General features: G+C 65.1%; 16 protein-coding genes and 1 pseudogene. 8 read left to right on the plus strand and 9 right to left on the minus strand.

The window, feature by feature from the left end:
• Positions 1–23: 23 nt before the first annotated feature.
• Positions 24–773, minus strand: coding sequence for a S1 family peptidase (locus ACVWY3_RS28840; protein ID WP_456841501.1), 750 nt, complete (start codon positions 771–773; stop codon positions 24–26).
• A gap of 107 nt (positions 774–880) precedes the next feature.
• On the opposite strand from ACVWY3_RS28840, the gene ACVWY3_RS28845 reads away from it, so the two are divergent.
• Positions 881–1,516 (plus strand): HAD-IA family hydrolase, encoded by a 636-nt coding sequence (locus ACVWY3_RS28845; protein ID WP_456841502.1) that lies wholly within the window; start codon positions 881–883, stop codon positions 1,514–1,516.
• Positions 1,517–1,569: 53 nt separating this feature from the next.
• Here ACVWY3_RS28845 and mtnA read toward each other — a convergent pair whose 3' ends face one another.
• The 3 genes from mtnA to ACVWY3_RS28860 form a co-directional block, all read right to left on the minus strand.
• On the minus strand, positions 1,570–2,676 hold the full coding sequence (gene mtnA / locus ACVWY3_RS28850; RefSeq protein ID WP_456841503.1) for an S-methyl-5-thioribose-1-phosphate isomerase: 1,107 nt from the start codon (positions 2,674–2,676) through the stop codon (positions 1,570–1,572).
• Between the two features lie 30 nt (positions 2,677–2,706).
• On the minus strand, positions 2,707–3,582 hold the full coding sequence (locus ACVWY3_RS28855; RefSeq protein ID WP_456841504.1) for an S-methyl-5'-thioadenosine phosphorylase: 876 nt from the start codon (positions 3,580–3,582) through the stop codon (positions 2,707–2,709).
• 297 nt (positions 3,583–3,879) lie between these two features.
• The gene (locus ACVWY3_RS28860) at positions 3,880–4,152 is read right to left on the minus strand and encodes a phosphopantetheine-binding protein (RefSeq protein ID WP_456841505.1); all 273 of its coding nucleotides are present in this window, start codon (positions 4,150–4,152) and stop codon (positions 3,880–3,882) included.
• A gap of 357 nt (positions 4,153–4,509) precedes the next feature.
• Between ACVWY3_RS28860 and ACVWY3_RS28865 the strand changes: the two genes are divergently transcribed.
• From ACVWY3_RS28865 to ACVWY3_RS28880, 4 genes and pseudogenes are all read left to right on the plus strand, one after another.
• Positions 4,510–5,727 carry an acyl-CoA dehydrogenase family protein gene (locus tag ACVWY3_RS28865; protein WP_456841506.1) on the plus strand — a complete coding sequence of 406 codons (1,218 nt, stop codon included), beginning with the start codon at positions 4,510–4,512 and terminating at the stop codon, positions 5,725–5,727.
• Positions 5,728–5,767: 40 nt separating this feature from the next.
• Entirely contained in the window at positions 5,768–6,748 is a 981-nt protein-coding gene (locus tag ACVWY3_RS28870) for an amino acid--[acyl-carrier-protein] ligase (protein WP_456841507.1), read from the plus strand.
• Positions 6,749–6,789: 41 nt separating this feature from the next.
• On the plus strand, positions 6,790–7,665 hold the full coding sequence (locus ACVWY3_RS28875) for an acyl-CoA acyltransferase (RefSeq protein WP_456841508.1): 876 nt from the start codon (positions 6,790–6,792) through the stop codon (positions 7,663–7,665).
• 201 nt (positions 7,666–7,866) lie between these two features.
• Positions 7,867–10,735, plus strand: a pseudogene (locus tag ACVWY3_RS28880) (PAS-domain containing protein).
• A gap of 14 nt (positions 10,736–10,749) precedes the next feature.
• Here the strand turns inward: ACVWY3_RS28880 and ACVWY3_RS28885 are convergent.
• On the minus strand, positions 10,750–11,214 hold the full coding sequence (locus ACVWY3_RS28885; protein ID WP_456841509.1) for a MarR family winged helix-turn-helix transcriptional regulator: 465 nt from the start codon (positions 11,212–11,214) through the stop codon (positions 10,750–10,752).
• A 97-nt stretch (positions 11,215–11,311) separates the two neighbouring features.
• On the opposite strand from ACVWY3_RS28885, the gene ACVWY3_RS28890 reads away from it, so the two are divergent.
• Positions 11,312–11,680: an antibiotic biosynthesis monooxygenase family protein gene (locus tag ACVWY3_RS28890; RefSeq protein WP_456841510.1), complete on the plus strand. Its 369-nt coding sequence runs from the start codon at positions 11,312–11,314 to the stop codon at positions 11,678–11,680.
• 243 nt (positions 11,681–11,923) lie between these two features.
• Here the strand turns inward: ACVWY3_RS28890 and ACVWY3_RS28895 are convergent, their stop codons facing one another.
• On the minus strand, positions 11,924–13,618 hold the full coding sequence (locus tag ACVWY3_RS28895; RefSeq protein WP_456841511.1) for an EAL domain-containing protein: 1,695 nt from the start codon (positions 13,616–13,618) through the stop codon (positions 11,924–11,926).
• A gap of 220 nt (positions 13,619–13,838) precedes the next feature.
• On the opposite strand from ACVWY3_RS28895, the gene ACVWY3_RS28900 reads away from it, so the two are divergent.
• The gene (locus ACVWY3_RS28900; RefSeq protein WP_456841512.1) at positions 13,839–14,099 is read left to right on the plus strand and encodes a hypothetical protein; all 261 of its coding nucleotides are present in this window, start codon (positions 13,839–13,841) and stop codon (positions 14,097–14,099) included.
• A 109-nt stretch (positions 14,100–14,208) separates the two neighbouring features.
• On the opposite strand, the gene ACVWY3_RS28905 is transcribed toward ACVWY3_RS28900, so the two are convergent.
• The 3 genes from ACVWY3_RS28905 to mtgA all read right to left on the minus strand — a co-directional run bounded on the left by ACVWY3_RS28905 (position 14,209) and on the right by mtgA (position 16,041).
• Entirely contained in the window at positions 14,209–14,877 is a 669-nt protein-coding gene (locus ACVWY3_RS28905; RefSeq protein WP_456841513.1) for a hypothetical protein, read from the minus strand.
• A 137-nt stretch (positions 14,878–15,014) separates the two neighbouring features.
• On the minus strand, positions 15,015–15,197 hold the full coding sequence (gene rpmF, locus ACVWY3_RS28910) for a 50S ribosomal protein L32 (RefSeq protein WP_007598106.1): 183 nt from the start codon (positions 15,195–15,197) through the stop codon (positions 15,015–15,017).
• 169 nt (positions 15,198–15,366) lie between these two features.
• A complete protein-coding gene (gene mtgA / locus ACVWY3_RS28915) occupies positions 15,367–16,041 on the minus strand; it encodes a monofunctional biosynthetic peptidoglycan transglycosylase (protein WP_456841514.1) in 675 nt (224 codons plus the stop codon).
• 160 nt (positions 16,042–16,201) lie between these two features.
• Between mtgA and ACVWY3_RS28920 the strand changes: the two genes are divergently transcribed.
• Positions 16,202–17,125 (plus strand): polyprenyl synthetase family protein, encoded by a 924-nt coding sequence (locus ACVWY3_RS28920; RefSeq protein WP_235542388.1) that lies wholly within the window; start codon positions 16,202–16,204, stop codon positions 17,123–17,125.
• Positions 17,126–17,309 lie beyond the last annotated feature (184 nt).

Consider the following 17,309-nt stretch of genomic DNA (forward strand, 5'->3'; position numbering starts at 1 on the left):
GCATAGATCAAGTCGCGATCAAGCTACAACGCCGCGCCCCAGCTCCGCGCGGTCTGCAATATCCAGTCGCGATAGAGCGTGAGCGGCGTGACGCCGGTCAAGCCGCCGCAGCCGGCGGCGCCATTCGGTCCCGTGGACCAGCTGATGAGACCCACAAGCACGGGACCACTCGGCTTGTCCTCGAACACGGGCCCGCCGGAATCACCAGTGCAGGCGCCGATTCCGTCGCGAACACCGTTGGTTACGGGATCGACCAGCCGGATCTGGAGCGTGCCGGGCTGCCCCGTCGCGACGAGACCGGCAACGCGCGTGGTGCCGCCGCTCTTGCCATCACCGCGCACGGTGACGCCGATGCCGGCGAAGCGGCCGCCGACCTGGATCGGAATAGTCGGAGCGCCGACCACGACCGTCGATTTTCCCTTGAATGGAATATCGAGCTGCAGCAGCGCCACGTCGGCGGTGGCACGATGGGCCTGCATCGCCTGCATGTTGAAATTCGGATGGATCGCGACGGAGCGCACGTTCAGCAATTGCGGCTGACCGCCGGTGCCGCGATCGACGATCTTGTAGTCGGCGCCGGGTTGTACGCAATGGGCAACCGTCAGCACGATTTTCGGCGCGATCAGGCTGCCGGTGCAGAAATTGCCGCGCGAGCCCACGATGGTGACGACCGCGCGCGCAACGCCATCAGCCTGCGGCGTGCCGCCGCCGACGATGGCGTAAGCGGGTGTGGCGAGCAGAGCGGCAATGATTGGGGTTGCGAGCTTCATCATGGGAACACGTATTGGAGCGGCATCGATGCGGGCGCGGATGCTTCGGACTGGTCCTTGCCGATAGCGCATGCTAGCGCTCTTGGAAAGGAATTGACGAGGGCAGGACAGTGGCGATCCAGGCTGTGATCTTTGATTTTGGCGGCGTCTTGACCAGTTCGCCGTTCGAGGCGTTCACGCGGTTCGAGACGGAGCGCGGCTTGCCTGCCGACATCATCCGCCGCACCAACGCTGCCAATCATCTGGAGAACGCCTGGGCCAAGTTCGAGCGGGCCGAGGTCGATATCGACACCTTCGATGCCTTGTTCGCGGAGGAGTCACGCGCACTCGGCGCCGAGGTGCGCGGCCGCGACGTGCTGCCGCTGCTCCAGGGCGATCTGCGTCCCGACATGGTGGAGGCGTTGAAGCGCATCAAGACGCAGTTCAAGACGGGCTGCATCACCAACAATCTGCCCGCCAACGCGATCGGCAGCATGACCGGGCGCACGCTCTACGTTGCGGAGGTCATGGCGTTGTTCGATCACGTCATCGAGTCCGCCAAAATCGGATTACGCAAGCCCGACCCACGCATCTACCAGATGATGGTCGAGACCCTGAAGGTGGATCCGAAGCATTGCGTCTATCTCGACGATCTCGGCGTCAACCTGAAGCCGGCGCGTCAGATGGGCATGACTACGATCAAGGTGACGAGCGGCGCGCAGGCGATCGCGGAGCTCGAGAAGGCGACGGGACTGGAGCTGAGCTAGCGCGTCATTCTCGGTCATTGCCGCAGCCGTGGCGAGATCTCGTCCAACCAAGACTACTTCGCCGCAGCAGAGATCCGTTCCGGAAACGCCGCCGCCAGCGAGTCACGATCCGGCTTCAGCACGCCGCGCTCGGTGATCAGGCCGGTGACGAGGCGCGCGGGCGTGACGTCGAAGGCATAATTCGCGACCGGCGAGCCCTCGGGCACGATGCGGACCGTCTCCAGCCTTCCATCTACGGTGCGGCCGGTCATGTCGGTAACCTCCGTGCCGCTGCGCTGCTCGATCGGGATGTCGCGGATGCCGTCATCAACGGCAAAGTCGATCGTCGGCGATGGCAGCGCGACATAGAACGGCACGCCATTGTCGTGCGCGGCGAGCGCCTTCAGATAGGTGCCGATCTTGTTGCAGACATCGCCGTTGGCGGCGACGCGGTCGGTACCGACGATCGCGAGGTCGACCATGCCGTGCTGCATCAGGTGCCCGCCGGTGTTGTCCGGGATGACCGTGTGCGCCACGCCATGATGGCCGAGTTCCCACGCGGTCAGCGAGGCGCCCTGGTTGCGCGGGCGGGTTTCGTCGACCCAGACATGGATCTTGATGCCCCGCTCATGTGCAAGATAGATCGGCGCGGTCGCGGTGCCCCAGTCGACGGTGGCGAGCCAGCCGGCATTGCAGTGGGTCAGCACATTGATCGCCTTGCCCGGCTTCTTTGCCGCGATCGCCTCGATCAGCGCAAGGCCATTGCCGGCGATGCCGCGGTTGATCTCGACGTCCTGCTCGACGATCTCGTCGGCGCGCGCATAGGCGGCTTCCGCCCGTTCAACGGGATCGATCGGCGCTAGCGTCGCGCGCATCTCATCCAGCGCCCATTTCAGATTGATCGCGGTCGGCCGCGCCATGATCAGCGTCTCATAGGCGCGCTTCAGGCCAGCATCGGAGGCATCCTCGCGCATCGCGAGCGCCATGCCATAGGCCGCGGTGGCGCCGATCAGCGGCGCACCGCGCACCAGCATGTCGCGGATAGCGATCGCCGCATCCTCGCACGAGGTCAGCTTCGCAATGACGAACTCGTGCGGCAGCCGGCGCTGGTCGATCGCGCCGACCGACCAGCCGTCGCGCTCGCGCCAGATGCTGCGAAAATGCTTGCCGTCGACCTTCATGGCGTTCTGCCTTTTCGTTCTTCTTGTGTCTCACCCGCGCAGGATGCGCCCGGCCACCGCATCGAGCTTCTTCAGAAGCTCGGGATCGCGGGCCTCGGGCGCGGTGATCAGCGCGGTGTCGAGCGCGCGGTCCGAGCCGATCGGGCACGGCTCGTGCTCGCGGGGAAACTCCTTTGCCAGCCGTGCCACCAGCGCCTTGGCCTTGTCGGCGTTCGAGTTCAGCACGCGAATGATGTCCTGCACGGTGACTGCATCGTGATCGGGATGCCAGCAGTCGAAATCCGTCACCATCGCGACGGTGGCGTAACAGATCTCCGCCTCGCGAGCGAGTTTCGCTTCCGGCATGTTGGTCATGCCAATCACGGAATAGCCCAGCGCCTTGTAGGTCATGCTCTCCGCATAGGTGGAGAATTGCGGTCCCTCCATGCAGACATAGGTGCCGCCGCGCGCGATCGCGATGCCCTCGGCTTCAGCCGCCGCGGCAAGATGGATGCGCAGGCGCGGCGAGACCGGATGCGCCATCGACACATGCGCGACGCAGCCGCGGCCGAAGAACGAACTCTCGCGCTTATGGGTGCGGTCGACGAATTGATCGACGAGAACGAACGTGCCCGGCGGCAGTTCCTCCTTGAACGAGCCGCAGGCCGAGAGCGAGATCAGGTCGGTGACGCCGGCGCGCTTCAGCACGTCGATATTGGCGCGGTAGTTGATGTCGGAGGGCGAGAGACGGTGGCCCTTGTCATGCCGCGGCAGGAATACGATCGGCAGGCCGGCGATGGAGCCGCGGCGGAGCGGAGCCGACGGCTCGCCCCAGGGGCTCTTGATCACCTCTTCGTGCGCGCCTTCGAGGCCCGGCAGATCGTAGATACCGGAGCCGCCGATGATGCCCAATACCGCCTGCGCCATGCCTGCTCCACCCTGTCCGCTAAATGCGACATGGTTAAGCTATGCCAGTTTTGCGGCGGTTTTGGAACGGGGATGGTGGGGCGGATAGCGGCCCTGTGTGAGGGCGAGGCAGCGCCTCATATTCAGTATCGTCCCTGCCTAGTGCGCAATTGCGCACGGGCGCAGGGACCCATCACCACACGCAGTTATTCGCGAAGACGAGTGGTTCCGTACTGCGACCGTCAGCCGTCGAAAGATCTCGCGGTATGGTCCCTGCGTTCGCAGGAACGACACCAAGGAGGTGGTGGCGTCTGTGACTTACGCCGCCGTCGCGAGCTTTAGCTGGGCCGCGACCATCCGCTCCAGCGTCTCAACCGACTGGAAATTCTCGGGCGTGATCTCGGATTGCGGGATGGTGAAGTCGAACTCGGCTTCGACGCCCAGCATCAGGTTGACCATGTCCATCGAGGTCAGGCCGACGTCGACGAGCTTGGCCTTGGGCGTGACAGCGGCGCTGAGCGAATTCTGCTCGAGGATGCCCTTCACCAGCTTGATGATGCGGTTGCGCAATTCGGTGTCGAAGGACTGCATCGGTAAATTCCCATCTGTCATCAAGGTCGGATCGCTCGCCGGCTACGATGGGCAGGGACGGCCGATCCCGCAATGGGCGTCACCATTACTTCGCGTTTCTTAGTAAACGATGACTCAGATTGTCTGGAATTCGCCCTTTTTCCAGAACCCTAACGCGGCCTTCGAATTTCCGGCGATGCAAACAACCGGACCTTAACTGTCCATTCGGAATTGGGCTTCGTTTACCCTCTATTTCATCGACGAATTTGAATTAAATCCGTAGCCTCGTCCCACAAGCAAAGATGGTCGGGGGATTGCTCTACACGGCGTCGCGAATGATGCCGGCGATCCTGAACGGCAAACCGGAGGCGGACGAGTATGAACGTGCGTGAAGCGGTCCTCACTGTCGACGATACACGAACGGGTTTTCTCGAACAGGGTCCTTCCCTGATCGAGCGCGCCGCCCGGACCGCCGCAGCGGCGGCGGCCGACGCAGACGAGGTCGATCGCGACGCCCGGTTCCCTCACAAGGCATTCGACGTCGCGCGCGAGCAGAAGCTGCTCGGCGCCATGATCCCGGTCGAGTTCGGCGGCTTCGGCGCCTCGATCCACGACGTCACCGACATCTGCTACACGCTCGGACGCGCCTGTGCCTCGACCGCGATGATCTACGCGATGCACACGACGAAAGTCGCCTGCGTCACCAGGCATGGCCACGGCATTCCCTGGATGGAAACCATGATGCGCCGGGTTGCGCGCGACCAGTGGCTGCTCGCTTCCTCCACGACCGAAGGCCAGAACGGTGGCAACATCCGCGCCAGCGCGGCGGCGGTCGATCACGCCGGCGACACCATCTCGCTGGTGCGCGACGCCACCGTGATCTCCTACGGCGCCGAGGCCGATGGTCTCGTCACCATCGCCCGCCGCGCCACCAACGCCGCGGCTTCCGATCAGGTGCTGCTGGCGCTCGCCAAGGACGACTATTCGCTGAAGCAGACGCAGGGCTGGGAAACGCTCGGCATGCGCGGCACCTGCTCGATGGGCTTCGAACTGAAGGTCGATTGCCCCGCCGACCGCGTCTTCCCCGAGGCCTACGACAAGATCCACGCCCAGACCATGACGCCGTTCGCGCATCTGTGCTGGTCGTCGGCCTGGGCCGGCATTGCCGCCGCCGCCGTCACGCGCGCGCAGGCCTTCATCCGCAAGGCGGCGCGCTCGTCCGGCGGTCAGATGCCGCCCGCCGCCGCCCATTTCACCGCTGCAAAGATGTCTCTGGCAAAGCTGCGCGCGCTGATCGCGGCCAATATCGATGCCTTTGCTCGCGCCGAGCACGACGAGCGTGCGCTCGGATCGCTCGACTTCCAGTCCTCGATCACGCTGCTCAAAGTGCAGGCCTCCGAGCTCGCGGTCGAGACCGTGATGCATGCGATGCGCACCGCCGGCCTCTCCGGCTATCGCAATGACGGCGAGTTCACCATGGGCCGTCACCTCCGCGACGTGCTGTCATCGCCGATCATGATCAACAACGACCGCATTCTGGCCAACGCCGCGACATCGACGCTCATGAGCGGCGTGCCCACAAGTCTTCATGACTGAAAACAACAAGAACAATTTTAAGATAGCAGGACATCATCCCATGAACATTGCCGTCCTTCCCAACTCGCCCGAGACCGCGCCCGAGATCACCGATCCGCTCGATCATCTCGCCGACAAGCTGTTCCACCGCATGGGCTCGGACGGCGTCTATGCCCGCACCGCGCTCTATGAGGGCGTCGTCGAGAAGCTCGCCGCGCTGATCACTCGGCATTGCGAGGCCGGCACCGAAGCGCTGCGCTTTCCGCCGGTGATGAGCCGGGCCCAGTTGGAGAAATCCGGCTATCTCAAGAGCTTTCCGAACCTGCTCGGCTGCGTCTGCGGCCTGCACGGCACCGAACGCGAGATCAACGCCGCGGTGAGCCGCTTCGATGCTGGCGGCGACTGGACCACCTCGCTCTCGCCGGCCGACCTCGTGCTCTCGCCTGCCGCCTGTTATCCGGTCTATCCGATCGCGGCGAGCCGCGGACCTTTGCCGAAAGGGGGCCTGCGCTTCGACGTCGCCGCCGACTGCTTCCGCCGCGAGCCGTCGAAGCACCTCGACCGGTTGCAATCGTTCCGGATGCGCGAATATGTCTGCATCGGCACGCCCGATGACGTCGCCGATTTCCGCGAGCGCTGGATGGTGCGCGCGCAGAAAATCGCGACCGACCTCGGCCTGACCTTCCGCGTCGACTATGCCAGCGACCCGTTTTTCGGCCGCGTCGGCCAGATGAAGGCGGTGAGCCAGAAACAGCAGCAGCTCAAGTTCGAGCTCTTGATCCCGCTGCGCTCGGAAGAGCAGCCGACTGCATGCATGAGCTTCAATTATCACCGCGAACATTTCGGCACGACTTGGGGCATCCAGGACGCCAATGGCGAGCCTGCGCACACCGGCTGCGTCGCCTTCGGCATGGATCGCCTGGCCGTCGCCATGTTCCACACCCATGGCACCGACCTTTCCGCGTGGCCCGCCACGGTGCGGGAGATCATGGGCATGCAGCCGCAGATCGCGGCTGAAGCCCATGGCGAAGGCTGGCGCTAACCAAACTCACGAGGCCTCCCATTTCCACGGGCAAGACGAGCGTGATCCACACCAAGGTCCGATGCCGCGAGATCACCGAAGCCGACGTCGAGGCGGTCGCGGACCTGTTGACGCGCGGCTTCGTCGGCCGCTCGTACAACTATTGGATCCAGGGCCTGCGCCGACAGGCCTTCCGGCCCGTGCCAGAGGGCTACCCCCGCTTCGGCTATATGCTCGACAATGACGGCACGCCGGTCGGCCTGCTGCTGCTGATCTACACGGCGCGGAAGGTCGGCGAGGAGACCGCCATCCAGTGCAATTTGTCGAGCTGGTATGTCGATCCCGCCTACCGTAACTATGCGCCGCTGCTGACCAAGATCGCGCAGCGGCACAAAGAGGTCACCTATCTCAATATCAGCCCGGCGCCGTGGACCTGGCCGATCATCGAGACCCAGGGCTTTCGCGCCTATTGCCGCGGCATCTTCTTCTCCGTGCCGGCGCTCTCGCGCGCCCCGCGCTGGAGCGAGATCGAGGTCATTCCGCAGCACGCCAAGACCATCGAGGGACTTTCCGCCGAGGAGACCGAGCTGTTGACGCGGCATGCGCGCTACAATTGCCTCAGCCTGGCCGTCCGCACGCCTGACGGAACGTTCCCGTTCATCCTGCAACCGGTGCGCATCCGCCGTGGCTTCATCGCGCCGCCCGCGATGAAGCTGATCTATTGCCGCAGCGCCGCCGAATACGCCGCCTGCGCCGGCCGCATCGGCCGGCTCTTGCTGCGGCTCGGCAAGATCTCGGTCGCGATCGATGCCAACGGCCCAATCCCCGGCCTTGCCGGCATTTATACGGAGCGGCGTGGCCGCAAATATTTCAAGGGCCCGCATCGCCCGCAGCTTGGCGATCTCACAGATACCGAGCTCGTTCTGTACGGGCCGTAGTGGACGCGCGGACCGCGCACTCTCGGGCCAGCTCTGGCTCGCGGGCTCCTCCGGATTCGCCTGCCGGCACACGCCTTTTCCTATCGCCAGTCACCCTCCGTAAACTACTGCGCTTAAGGGAATTTTCCCGCCTGTTCGCTAGCCTCGGCGTCCGAATTGCGCTGCGTTAAGTCTATTGCCCGCCGAGATCCCGCCGATCCCATGACGTCGACCCGCGACAACGAGCTTGGTGCACGCCGCGAGCAGGGCCCGGAGGCGCTGGTTGCGCTGAGCCAGCTTGCGCTCGACCACATGGAGCAGGGCGTCTGCGTCTACGACGCCGACAACCGGATCGTGCTGGTCAATCAGCGCTACCTCGGCCTGTTCGACATGTCGGCCGACATCGTGCGGGTGGGCACGAGCTACCGCGAGGTGCTTGCGCACAGCGCGAGCCGCGGCAACTTTCCCGAGAACGAGCTCGACGCACTCTATTCGGCGCGGATTGCCCAGATCGCAGCGGGCAAGCCGTTCCGGACCGAGCAGCGGCTTGCGAGTGGCCTTGTCATGTCGCTCGAGCTGAAGCCGCTCCCCGGCGGCGGCTGGATGACGATCTGCGACGATGTCAGCCGCCTCGCCCGGCTCGAAGCAGAGCTGCGCGTGCAGACCGAGCGTAGCGAGCACGCGCTCGCCAACATGTCGCACGGCCTGATCATGTATGATGCCGACAGCCGCGTCGTGGTTTGCAACGAACGTTTCCTGAACCTCTACAATCTCGATCCCGACGTCGTGAAACCGGGTGTCGCGCATAGCACGGCCATCGACCACTGGCTCTCGCGCGGCAACCTGCCGGGCATGTCGGCCGACGAATTCCACCAGACCCGCCTTGAGGACGTGCGCGGCCGGAAGGCAAAGACCTTGCTGGTGATGCGCTATGACGGACGGATGGTGCAGGCCGTCTCGCGCTTTCTCCCCGACGGCGGCTGGGTCACCGTGCACGAGGACGTCACCGAGCGGCTGCAATACGAGGAGACGCTGCGGCAGCAGAATTTCATGCTCGATGCGGCCCTGGAGAACATGGCGCACGGACTCGCCTTCTACGACAGCGACATGCGCCTGCGCGTCTGCAACAACACTTACCGCACCATCTATCGGCTGTCGCCGGAGGAGACCAGGCCCGGCACGCATCTCGGCGAGCTGATCGAACGATCGATGGTGAACGGCGCGTTCTCCTCGGAATACAGCCCGCAGCAGATCCTCGAAGCGGCCCGCGCCCGGATCGCCAGCCGCGACTCCTCGCCGATGCGCCGGAGCATGTCGAACAACACCGTGATCTCGGTGCGCTATTGCGCGTTGGCCGAGGGCGGCTTCGTCGCCACCTACGAGGACATCACCGAGCGCGAGCGTGCGGTCGAGGAGCTGAGCGAGCAATATCGCCGCTTCGACGCGGCGCTGAACAACATGAGCCAGGGCCTGTGCATGCTCGATGCCAGCCTGCGTATCATCGTGTGCAACCGCCGCTATATCGAGATGTACGGCCTCTCCCCCGACGTGGTGAAGCCCGGCGTCTCGATGCGCGAGATCATGGAGCACAGCTGCGATCTCGGCATCCATCCGAATACGACCGCGGCCAAGCTCTATGCCGATTATGTCGAGCGGCTGCGCGAGGGCGAGCACACGCTGCACCGCCATTTGAGCGACGGCCGCATCATCAAGCTCAACCACAAGCGGATGGAGCATGGCGGCTGGGTCGTCACCTATGAGGACGTCACCGAGCGCCACAAGGCGCAGGCGCGGGTGGCACACATGGCGCGCCACGACTCCCTGACTGACTTGCCCAACCGCACTCTGTTCCGCGAGAAGATGGGCGAGGGGTTGAACCAGGTGGCGATCGCCGGCGGTGCGATGGCGGTGCTGTGCTTCGACCTCGACAATTTCAAGACCGTCAACGACCGCCTCGGGCCATGCCGCCGGCGACCGGCTGTTGCGCTGGGTGGCGGGGCGACTGAAGGAGAATGTCGGCGAGCACGACACCGTCGCGCGCCTCGGCGGCGACGAGTTCGCCGTGCTCCAGCGCGGACCGCAGCCGGAATCGGCCGAAAAGCTCGCGCGCCACCTGGTCGAGATCATCGGTCATCCGCCGGCGCTGGAAAGCCAGTCGATCCATGTCGGCGTCTCCGTCGGCATCGCGATCGCGCCCGATCACGGGCTCGATGCCGACGAGCTGATGAAGTGCGCCGACCTCGCGCTGTACCAGGCCAAGGCCAAGGGCCGTGGCGCCTATCAACTGTTCGAGCCCGAGATGGAAGAGCAGGCGCGCAGCCGCCACGCGCTGGAGCACGATCTGCGCGCGGCGCTGGAACGGCGCGAATTCCACCTGGTGTTCCAGCCGCAGGTGCGGCTCGACACCACCGAGCTCACCGGCTTCGAAGCGCTGCTGCGCTGGAAACATCCCTCGCGCGGCTTCGTCTCGCCGGCCGAGTTCATTCCGATCGCGGAAGAGAACGGGCTGATCGTCCAGATCGGCGAATGGGTGCTGCGCACGGCGTGCGCCACGGCCGCCTCATGGCCCGATGTCACCGTCGCGGTCAATCTGTCACCGGTGCAGTTCCGCTCGCGCGGATTAGTGGCGATGGTCACGAGCGCGCTGGCGGAGGCCGGCCTGGCACCGCAGCGGCTCGAGCTCGAGGTCACCGAGACGGCGCTGCTCGACGACAGCGAGGCGACGATCGAGATCCTGCATCAGCTTCGTGCGCTGGGCGTACGCGTCAGCCTCGACGATTTCGGCGTCGGCTATTCCTCGCTCAGTTACTTGCGCAAATTTCCGTTCGACCGCATCAAGATCGACCGCTCCTTCGTCGGCACGCTCGGCGAAAGCCCGGAGAGCGTCGCCATCGTCCGCACCATCGCCAGCCTCGGCTCCGTGCTCGGCGTCGAGACCACCGCGGAGGGCGTCGAGACCATCGAGCAGCTCGACTTCGTGCGCGAATGCGGCTGCACCGCGGTGCAGGGATATTATTTCGGCAAGCCCTGCCCGGCGGCCGAAGTCGGACGTACCATCGAAACGCTGAACGCGGTTCGGCGCGTGGCGTAAAGCGCGCGACGCAATCAGCTTTCGCCGGCTTCCTTGAGCCGGTCGCGCAGGACGCCGATCACGCGGCGGGCCGTCTCGATCTCCTTCACCGACAATCCATCCGACAGGCCATTCACCCACGGGACCTGCAAGCGGCCGGCGGCATCATAGATCTGCCTGCCCCTGTCGGTGAGCACCACAAGCTGCGCGCGGCGGTGATGCGGGTTGGTCTCGAACACGACGAGACCATCCCGCTCCAGATCGTTGACGATGCGCTGCACGTTCTGGCGATTGGCGCCGAGATTGCGTGCCAGCCAGGCGACCGGCTCAGGCCGCTCGGCATCGACGATCGCCCCGAGGATCTGCCAGCGCGCGCTGGTGAGGCCGAGCGAGGCCACCAGCCGGTCACCTGCGGTCAGAAGCAGGCCGTTGGCCCGGAACAGGTCGAGGATCAGGTCGGTCAGGGCATCGCCCGCCGGGGTCCGCTTGGGCTTGGTCATTTGTAACGATTGATCCGTATTGACATCGTCATGTCAAATGTCTATGTCGTAACTCACCGAATTGACATGATGGTACCAAATTAGACGGAGCGATGCCATGCCGCAGATGCGCCCTCTCGACCCCACCTTCCCGATCGACCGCCAGATCGCGCTTGATGCCGGCCCCGTGGTGCTGGTCAATCTGTTCACGCTCGATGCCGCCGATGAACAGGGCTTTCTGACGAGCTGGCAGGACGATGCCGCTTTCATGAAGCGGCAGCCGGGTTTCATCTCGACCCAGCTCCACCGCGCCGTCGGCGACAATCCGACCTATCTCAATTGCGCGGTGTGGGAATCCAACGCGCATTTCCGCGCGGCGTTCACCAACCCGGAATTTCGCGCCAAGATCGCGGACTACCCGGCGTCAGCCGTGGCCAGCCCACATCTGTTCCAGAAGGTCGCGGTGCCGGGCATCTGCGTGGCGTAGCTGCGCTCGCAATGACGCGGGAAAGAGTAGATCTTACGGGCGCAATCGTAGGATGGGCAAAGGCGCGCTAAAGCGCGATGAGATTGGGACGAATCGTCATCGCGCTTTAGGTTGTTGTTTGCGCATGATCTTTTCGGAAAACCGCTTCGCACTTTTCCGGATCATGCTTTACCGCCGTGCCCACCATCTCGCGACGAATGCAACGGTTGTGGGCACGCTTCGCGTTGCCCGGCCTACGGCACCTCAGCTTGCCGCGGGCAGCGCGCTGTCCGGCGGCGCGCCCCACGGGCGCTCGGCTGAGGCGAGGCCGATCAGGCGCCCCTGGATGTAGTCGCAGCCCCAGTCGCGCAGCATGTTCGCGGCCTCTTCGTCCTGCACCCATTCGGCCACGGTCTTGATGTCGAGCCGGCGGGCGAGGTCGATCAGGGTCTGCACGAAGGCGCGGTCGTCGGCGGAATGGGTGATGTTCTGCACGAAGGCGCCGTCGATTTTCACGATGTCGACGCCGAGCTTGCGCAGATTGCGGAACGAGGTGTAGCCGGCGCCGAAATCGTCGATGGCGATGCGGCTGCCGAAATGCTTGAGACGGCCGACAAAAGCGCGGACGTCGTCGATGTCCTGGATCGCGACCGTCTCGGTGATCTCGACGATCAGCCGCTCCGCAACGCCGGGATGGGCCTGCATCAGCGATTCGATTCCCGCCCACCAGTCCGGATCCATCGTCGTATCCGGCGAGATGTTGAGGCTGAGGCAGATGCCGGGCGCGGCGGCGAGCTCGGCGACCACGAGCTCGAGCACGCGGTGATCGACCAGGCGGATCAGGCCGAGCCGCTCCGCCACCGGCACGATGTCGGGCGCGAGCAGCACCTGGCCGTCGCCCTGATCCATCCGCACCAGGCATTCGTGGAACGCGCGCTCGCGCGAGGCGGCCGCGACCACCGGCTCATAGGCGAGCTTGATGCGGCGCTCGTTCAGCGCGGTGACGATCTCGTCGGTGACGCGGATGTTGACGCGGCGCTGCGCATCCCGCGCGGCATCGGGGCGCCAGGCCGCGAACGAGCCGGCGCGGCGACGCTTGGCGGCATCCAGCGTCTCGTGGGCGCGATTGACCGCCTCGTCGGTGCTGCGGGCATAACGCGGCACGCTGACCGCGCCGATCGAGGCCGTGACCGAAACCGGGCCGGATTTGGTCGGCACCACCTCGTCGCGGATACCGGCGAGAAAGCGTTCAGCGGCAACATTCATGTCGTCGACCGTGCAGTTCTTCAGGATCAGGCCGAACTTGTTGCCGGAGAAGCGCCCGAGCACGTCGCCGCCGCGCAGCCGCGCGCGGATGCGCCTGGCGACGTCGAGGATCACGGCATCGGCGACGTCGAAGCCGAAGGCGTCGTTGACGCGGGCGAGATGATCGATGCCGACCAGCATGAAGGCCGCAGTCGATCGGAAGCGGGTCGTCTCCTCGATCGACTCGGCCAGCGCCGCGATCAGGTGGGAGCGGTTCAGCTCGCCGGTCAGCGGATCGAGCCGGGCGAGCTTGGCCAGCTCCTCGTCGCGGGCGTGGCGCTCATTGTTGATGCGGACAGAGCCGATCGCCCGCGTGGGGCGGCCATCGGGGCCGGCGAACCAGCGCCCGGTCTCCTCGATCCAGATCACGGGATCGGCGGCGCTCATGCGCACGCCGTACTCGACCCGGTAAGGCGTGCCATCGGCGCCGTGCACGGCGGAGGTCTGCGCCAGCGCGGCGCTCCGCAGCGATTGCGAAGGCTCGATCAGCTTGGCGAATTCGGCGCCGGTGGCGAGCCGCTCAGCGGGGATACCGGGGAAGACGGCGCTGACCTGCTCCCCCCAGACGATCACATCGCTGGCGATGTCCCAGGCGAAAACGGCCTGACCGAGCGCGGCCAGGATGTCGGAGGCTTGCGGCAATGCGGGGGTCAAAATCGCCTCGTTTCGGGACAGCGGGGAGTCCAGAGCCGGCACAGGATAGAGCCAGATTCGTCCCCGACCCTAGGCAAAGTTGATAAACAATTTGGAAACCACGTTTCCGCGTGCGGCGGAACCAAACCGGCCTGCCCGGCATAGGCCTTGCGAGTACTGACACGCACCCGGCGCCAGCGTCTCGAAACGCGACATCTTGGCCGGATCAACGGTGATTGCGATGTTGGGTACTGATCGATCGAACGTAGTGGAAGCCGGCACGGGCACGGCCCTGGTGCCGGTCATGCCTACACTTGCGTGGGTCCTCAAGGCGCCGCTGCCGCGCCCCGATCCGAGCTTCGTCACCCAGCTCATCGCCAATGCCGAGCACCTGCCCCAGACCACCCGGCTGCGCCGCGCCTCCTCCGAAGACGCGCGCATGGCCTATGGCAGCAAGCGCCCGCTCGGAAGCGTCACCGCACGCACGCGGCAGGTGGCTTGATCGGATCGAATCTTTCGAAGCGAGGCCGTCGTCCTTCACCTCTCCCCGCGAAGGGCGGGGCGAGGGAGCGCACCGACATTGCGGTGGGACTAAGCCAAACTCAGAGAAATCAGCGCGGAGCGTCGGGAGACGACGGCGTGCCGTTGCCCGGCTGCAGATGCGGCGAGGGGATTTCCGGCGAGGGCGGAATGCTCTGGGCCGGCTTCGGCGCGGGATGATCCATCAGCACGGATTCGGCTACCGACTGGGCCGAGGGCGCGGGCGGCACGACAGGCGCTGCTTGGGGCGCGGGCGCCGGCTCGAATTTGGGCTCGGGCAACTTTGGCTCGGGCGAGGCTTCGTCCGCCGGCGGCTCGGCCTGGCGCTTGCCCCTGCGCGCAGCGGGCACTGTCGTCTCAGCGACATAGGTGACGCGGCGGCGCGTGCGCTGGGCGACGCCGCCGAGGAAATCGGCCATCGCGAGCAGCACCAGCAGAAAAAAGGTGGAGTTGCCGAATTTGGGCCACATCACGAATTCGGCCGCGGCCGCGCCGAAGATGATCAACGACAGCAGATGATCCATCAGGAATTTCGAGCCGGGCCGCGCGCCTTTGACCACTTCGAGCAGCAGCAGCAGCACGCCCAGCGCGAGCAAGAGATCGGCGAGCGTCACCGGCCAGGTCTCGCCCGTGATCATCGGCACCTTGAACAGCACGTCCGTGAAGGACACGCTCGGCATCAGGAAGGCGATGATGTTGTAGACCGCGAGCGGAATCAGGAGCAGCGGGAAACCGACCATCGGCGAAATGCCTTCTCGATCAAGATATCCAGACAGGACAATGCGGCGGCGAAGCATTGGCTCCGCCGCCGTCACTGTCATATCTCATGGGTTGGCCGAAATCAGGCAGGTCAAATCGTCCTGCCCAAGAAAGGTCCTTAGGACTCTTTCTTCTTCAGGACCTGACGGCCCTTGTACATGCCGGTCTTGAGGTCGAGATGGTGCGGACGACGGAGCTCGCCAGAGTCCTTGTCTTCCACATAGGTCGGCTTCTTGATCGCGTCTGCCGAGCGGCGCATGCCACGGCGCGACGGCGAGGTTTTTCTTCTCGGAACGGCCATTTCAATATCCTCTAGGGATTGGTGTCATCAGGGCATCGTCCGCGAGGGGACGGCTCAGCACCCGCAATACGAGGCGAGCTGAATGCCGATCAAGGCCGCGCTTATAGAGGAAGGCTGGCCGTAAAGCTAGGCTCTTGGGCCGGAAAATATGCCCCAAATGGGCCCGAAATCAGCGATTTTCGCGCCAGCACGTCACGAGCGAGCTCGCCTGTCCCCGCGCCATGTAGGTCGCAGCCAGCCGCCTGACACCGGGGCCGGGGGTCCGAGCACTGCGTTTGACCGGGTTCGGCAGGATCGAGGCCAGCAGGGCGGCTTCCCGGGGCGAGAGGTTCTCGGCCGATTTGCCGAAGGCATAGGCGCTGGCCGCCTCCACCCCGAACTGGCCCTGCGGGCCGAGCTCGGCAATGTTGAGGTAAATCTCAAGGATCCGCGCCTTGGGCAACACGAAGTCGATCCACAGCGCCAGCGGAAATTCCAGCGCCTTGCGGACGAAATCCCGGCCCTGCCAGAGGAAAAGGTTTTTCGCCACCTGCTGGGTGATGGTGGAGGCGCCCCGGAAAGCGGTGCCGTCCTCCCTGGCGTCGTCGATCGCCTCGCGCAGCGCGCCCCAGTCGATGCCGTGATGCTTGCAGAAATGCGCGTCCTCGGCCGCCACCACCGCGCGCGGCAGATAGGGCGACATATCAACCAGATCGATCCACTCCCGCTGCATCGGCGCGCCGCGCAAGCTGCGCCAGGCCATCAGCGTCGAAACCGGATGGCCAATGCGATAGAACGGCGCGATCAAATAGGGCGTGAGAACCACGATCGCGAGCAGCGCCAGCAGGATTTTAACGATGCGCAAATCGATCTTTCCGGCGGAAAACGAAACGCGGCCACGAGCCCGGCATTAAGTCTGTGATAATTCGGGCCTTTTCCAGCACTTTTTACGCCTTCCAAACGATTGACTGGGGCTGGCGCATAAAGGATTGTCCGGCCGAAATTTAGTTCTGGAGCCCTTCTTGATGACCGGCACGTCCCCGTCCGATTTCGCCAAGCGTCTGGACAAGACCGCTGATGATACCGAGGCCCTGCTCGGGCGCCTCTTGTCGGACGACATCCTGCACGATGAAATCGCCCGGCCAAAGCGACTGATGGACGCAATGCGCTATTCGAGCCTCAACGGCGGCAAGCGCCTGCGGCCGTTCCTGGTGGTCGAGAGCGCCGCCGTGTTCGGCGTTCCGCGCGAGGCCGCGCTGCTCGCCGGCGCCGCGCTCGAATGCATCCATTGCTATTCGCTGATCCACGACGACCTGCCGGCGATGGACAATTCGGACCTGCGCCGCGGCCGCCCGACCCTGCACAAGAAGACCGATGACGCCACCGCGATCCTCGCCGGTGACGGTCTCCTGACGCTCGCCTTCGACATCATCACCCGGGACGAGATCCATCGCGACGCCAATGTGCGCCTGCTCTTGACCCGCGCGCTGGCGCGCTGCGCCGGCATCGGCGGCATGGTCGGCGGCCAGATCCTCGATCTCGCCGGCGAAGGCCGCTTTGGCGGCAACGAGCCGATCGATGTCGCCCGTATCCAGCAGATGAAGACCGGCGCGCTGTTGCGCTACGGCTGCATCGCCGGCGCGATCCTCGGCCAGGCATCGAGTGCGGAATATCAGGCGCTCGACGATTACGGCCGCGCGCTCGGCGAAGCGTTCCAGATCGCCGACGATCTGCTCGACGTCGAAGGCGATGCGGCTGCGCTCGGCAAGCCGGCCGGCGCCGATGCCGCGCTCGGCAAGACCACCTTCGTTACCCAGCTCGGCATTGAAGGTGCCAAGCAGCGCGTACGCGACCTGCTCGCGCGGGCCGACAGCGCGGTCTCGATCTTCGGCGATCGCGCCGCCGTGCTGCAGGCTGCCGCACGGTTTGTCGCCGAGCGGAAGAGCTGACGCGAGCGTACGATCTTCGCCTCGCCCCGCCTGCGCGGAGAGGCCGGAATCTGCGACAGCAAATTCGGGTGAGGAGGACTCTCCGCGAGTCCAACTCTCACCGTCTTTGCGGAGGCTACCCCTTGCCCCAACCCTCTCCACGCAAGCGGGGCGAGGGAGCAGACCGCCGCCGCAGCAACAGTGA

This window comes from Bradyrhizobium sp. USDA 4486, assembly GCF_054057995.1.

What these genes read in the sequence shown, in the direction of transcription:
- ACVWY3_RS28840 (WP_456841501.1), bottom strand. Translation starts at nt 773, where the DNA reads ATGATGAAGCTCGCAACCCCAATCATTGCCGCTCTGCTCGCCACACCC.
- mtnA (WP_456841503.1), bottom strand. Translation starts at nt 2,676, where the DNA reads ATGAAGGTCGACGGCAAGCATTTTCGCAGCATCTGGCGCGAGCGCGAC.
- ACVWY3_RS28855 (WP_456841504.1), bottom strand. Translation starts at nt 3,582, where the DNA reads ATGGCGCAGGCGGTATTGGGCATCATCGGCGGCTCCGGTATCTACGAT.
- ACVWY3_RS28860 (WP_456841505.1), bottom strand. Translation starts at nt 4,152, where the DNA reads ATGCAGTCCTTCGACACCGAATTGCGCAACCGCATCATCAAGCTGGTG.
- ACVWY3_RS28865 (WP_456841506.1), top strand. Translation starts at nt 4,510, where the DNA reads ATGAACGTGCGTGAAGCGGTCCTCACTGTCGACGATACACGAACGGGT.
- ACVWY3_RS28870 (WP_456841507.1), top strand. Translation starts at nt 5,768, where the DNA reads ATGAACATTGCCGTCCTTCCCAACTCGCCCGAGACCGCGCCCGAGATC.
- ACVWY3_RS28885 (WP_456841509.1), bottom strand. Translation starts at nt 11,214, where the DNA reads ATGACCAAGCCCAAGCGGACCCCGGCGGGCGATGCCCTGACCGACCTG.
- ACVWY3_RS28890 (WP_456841510.1), top strand. Translation starts at nt 11,312, where the DNA reads ATGCCGCAGATGCGCCCTCTCGACCCCACCTTCCCGATCGACCGCCAG.
- ACVWY3_RS28900 (WP_456841512.1), top strand. Translation starts at nt 13,839, where the DNA reads ATGTTGGGTACTGATCGATCGAACGTAGTGGAAGCCGGCACGGGCACG.
- ACVWY3_RS28905 (WP_456841513.1), bottom strand. Translation starts at nt 14,877, where the DNA reads ATGGTCGGTTTCCCGCTGCTCCTGATTCCGCTCGCGGTCTACAACATC.
- rpmF (WP_007598106.1), bottom strand. Translation starts at nt 15,197, where the DNA reads ATGGCCGTTCCGAGAAGAAAAACCTCGCCGTCGCGCCGTGGCATGCGC.
- ACVWY3_RS28920 (WP_235542388.1), top strand. Translation starts at nt 16,202, where the DNA reads ATGACCGGCACGTCCCCGTCCGATTTCGCCAAGCGTCTGGACAAGACC.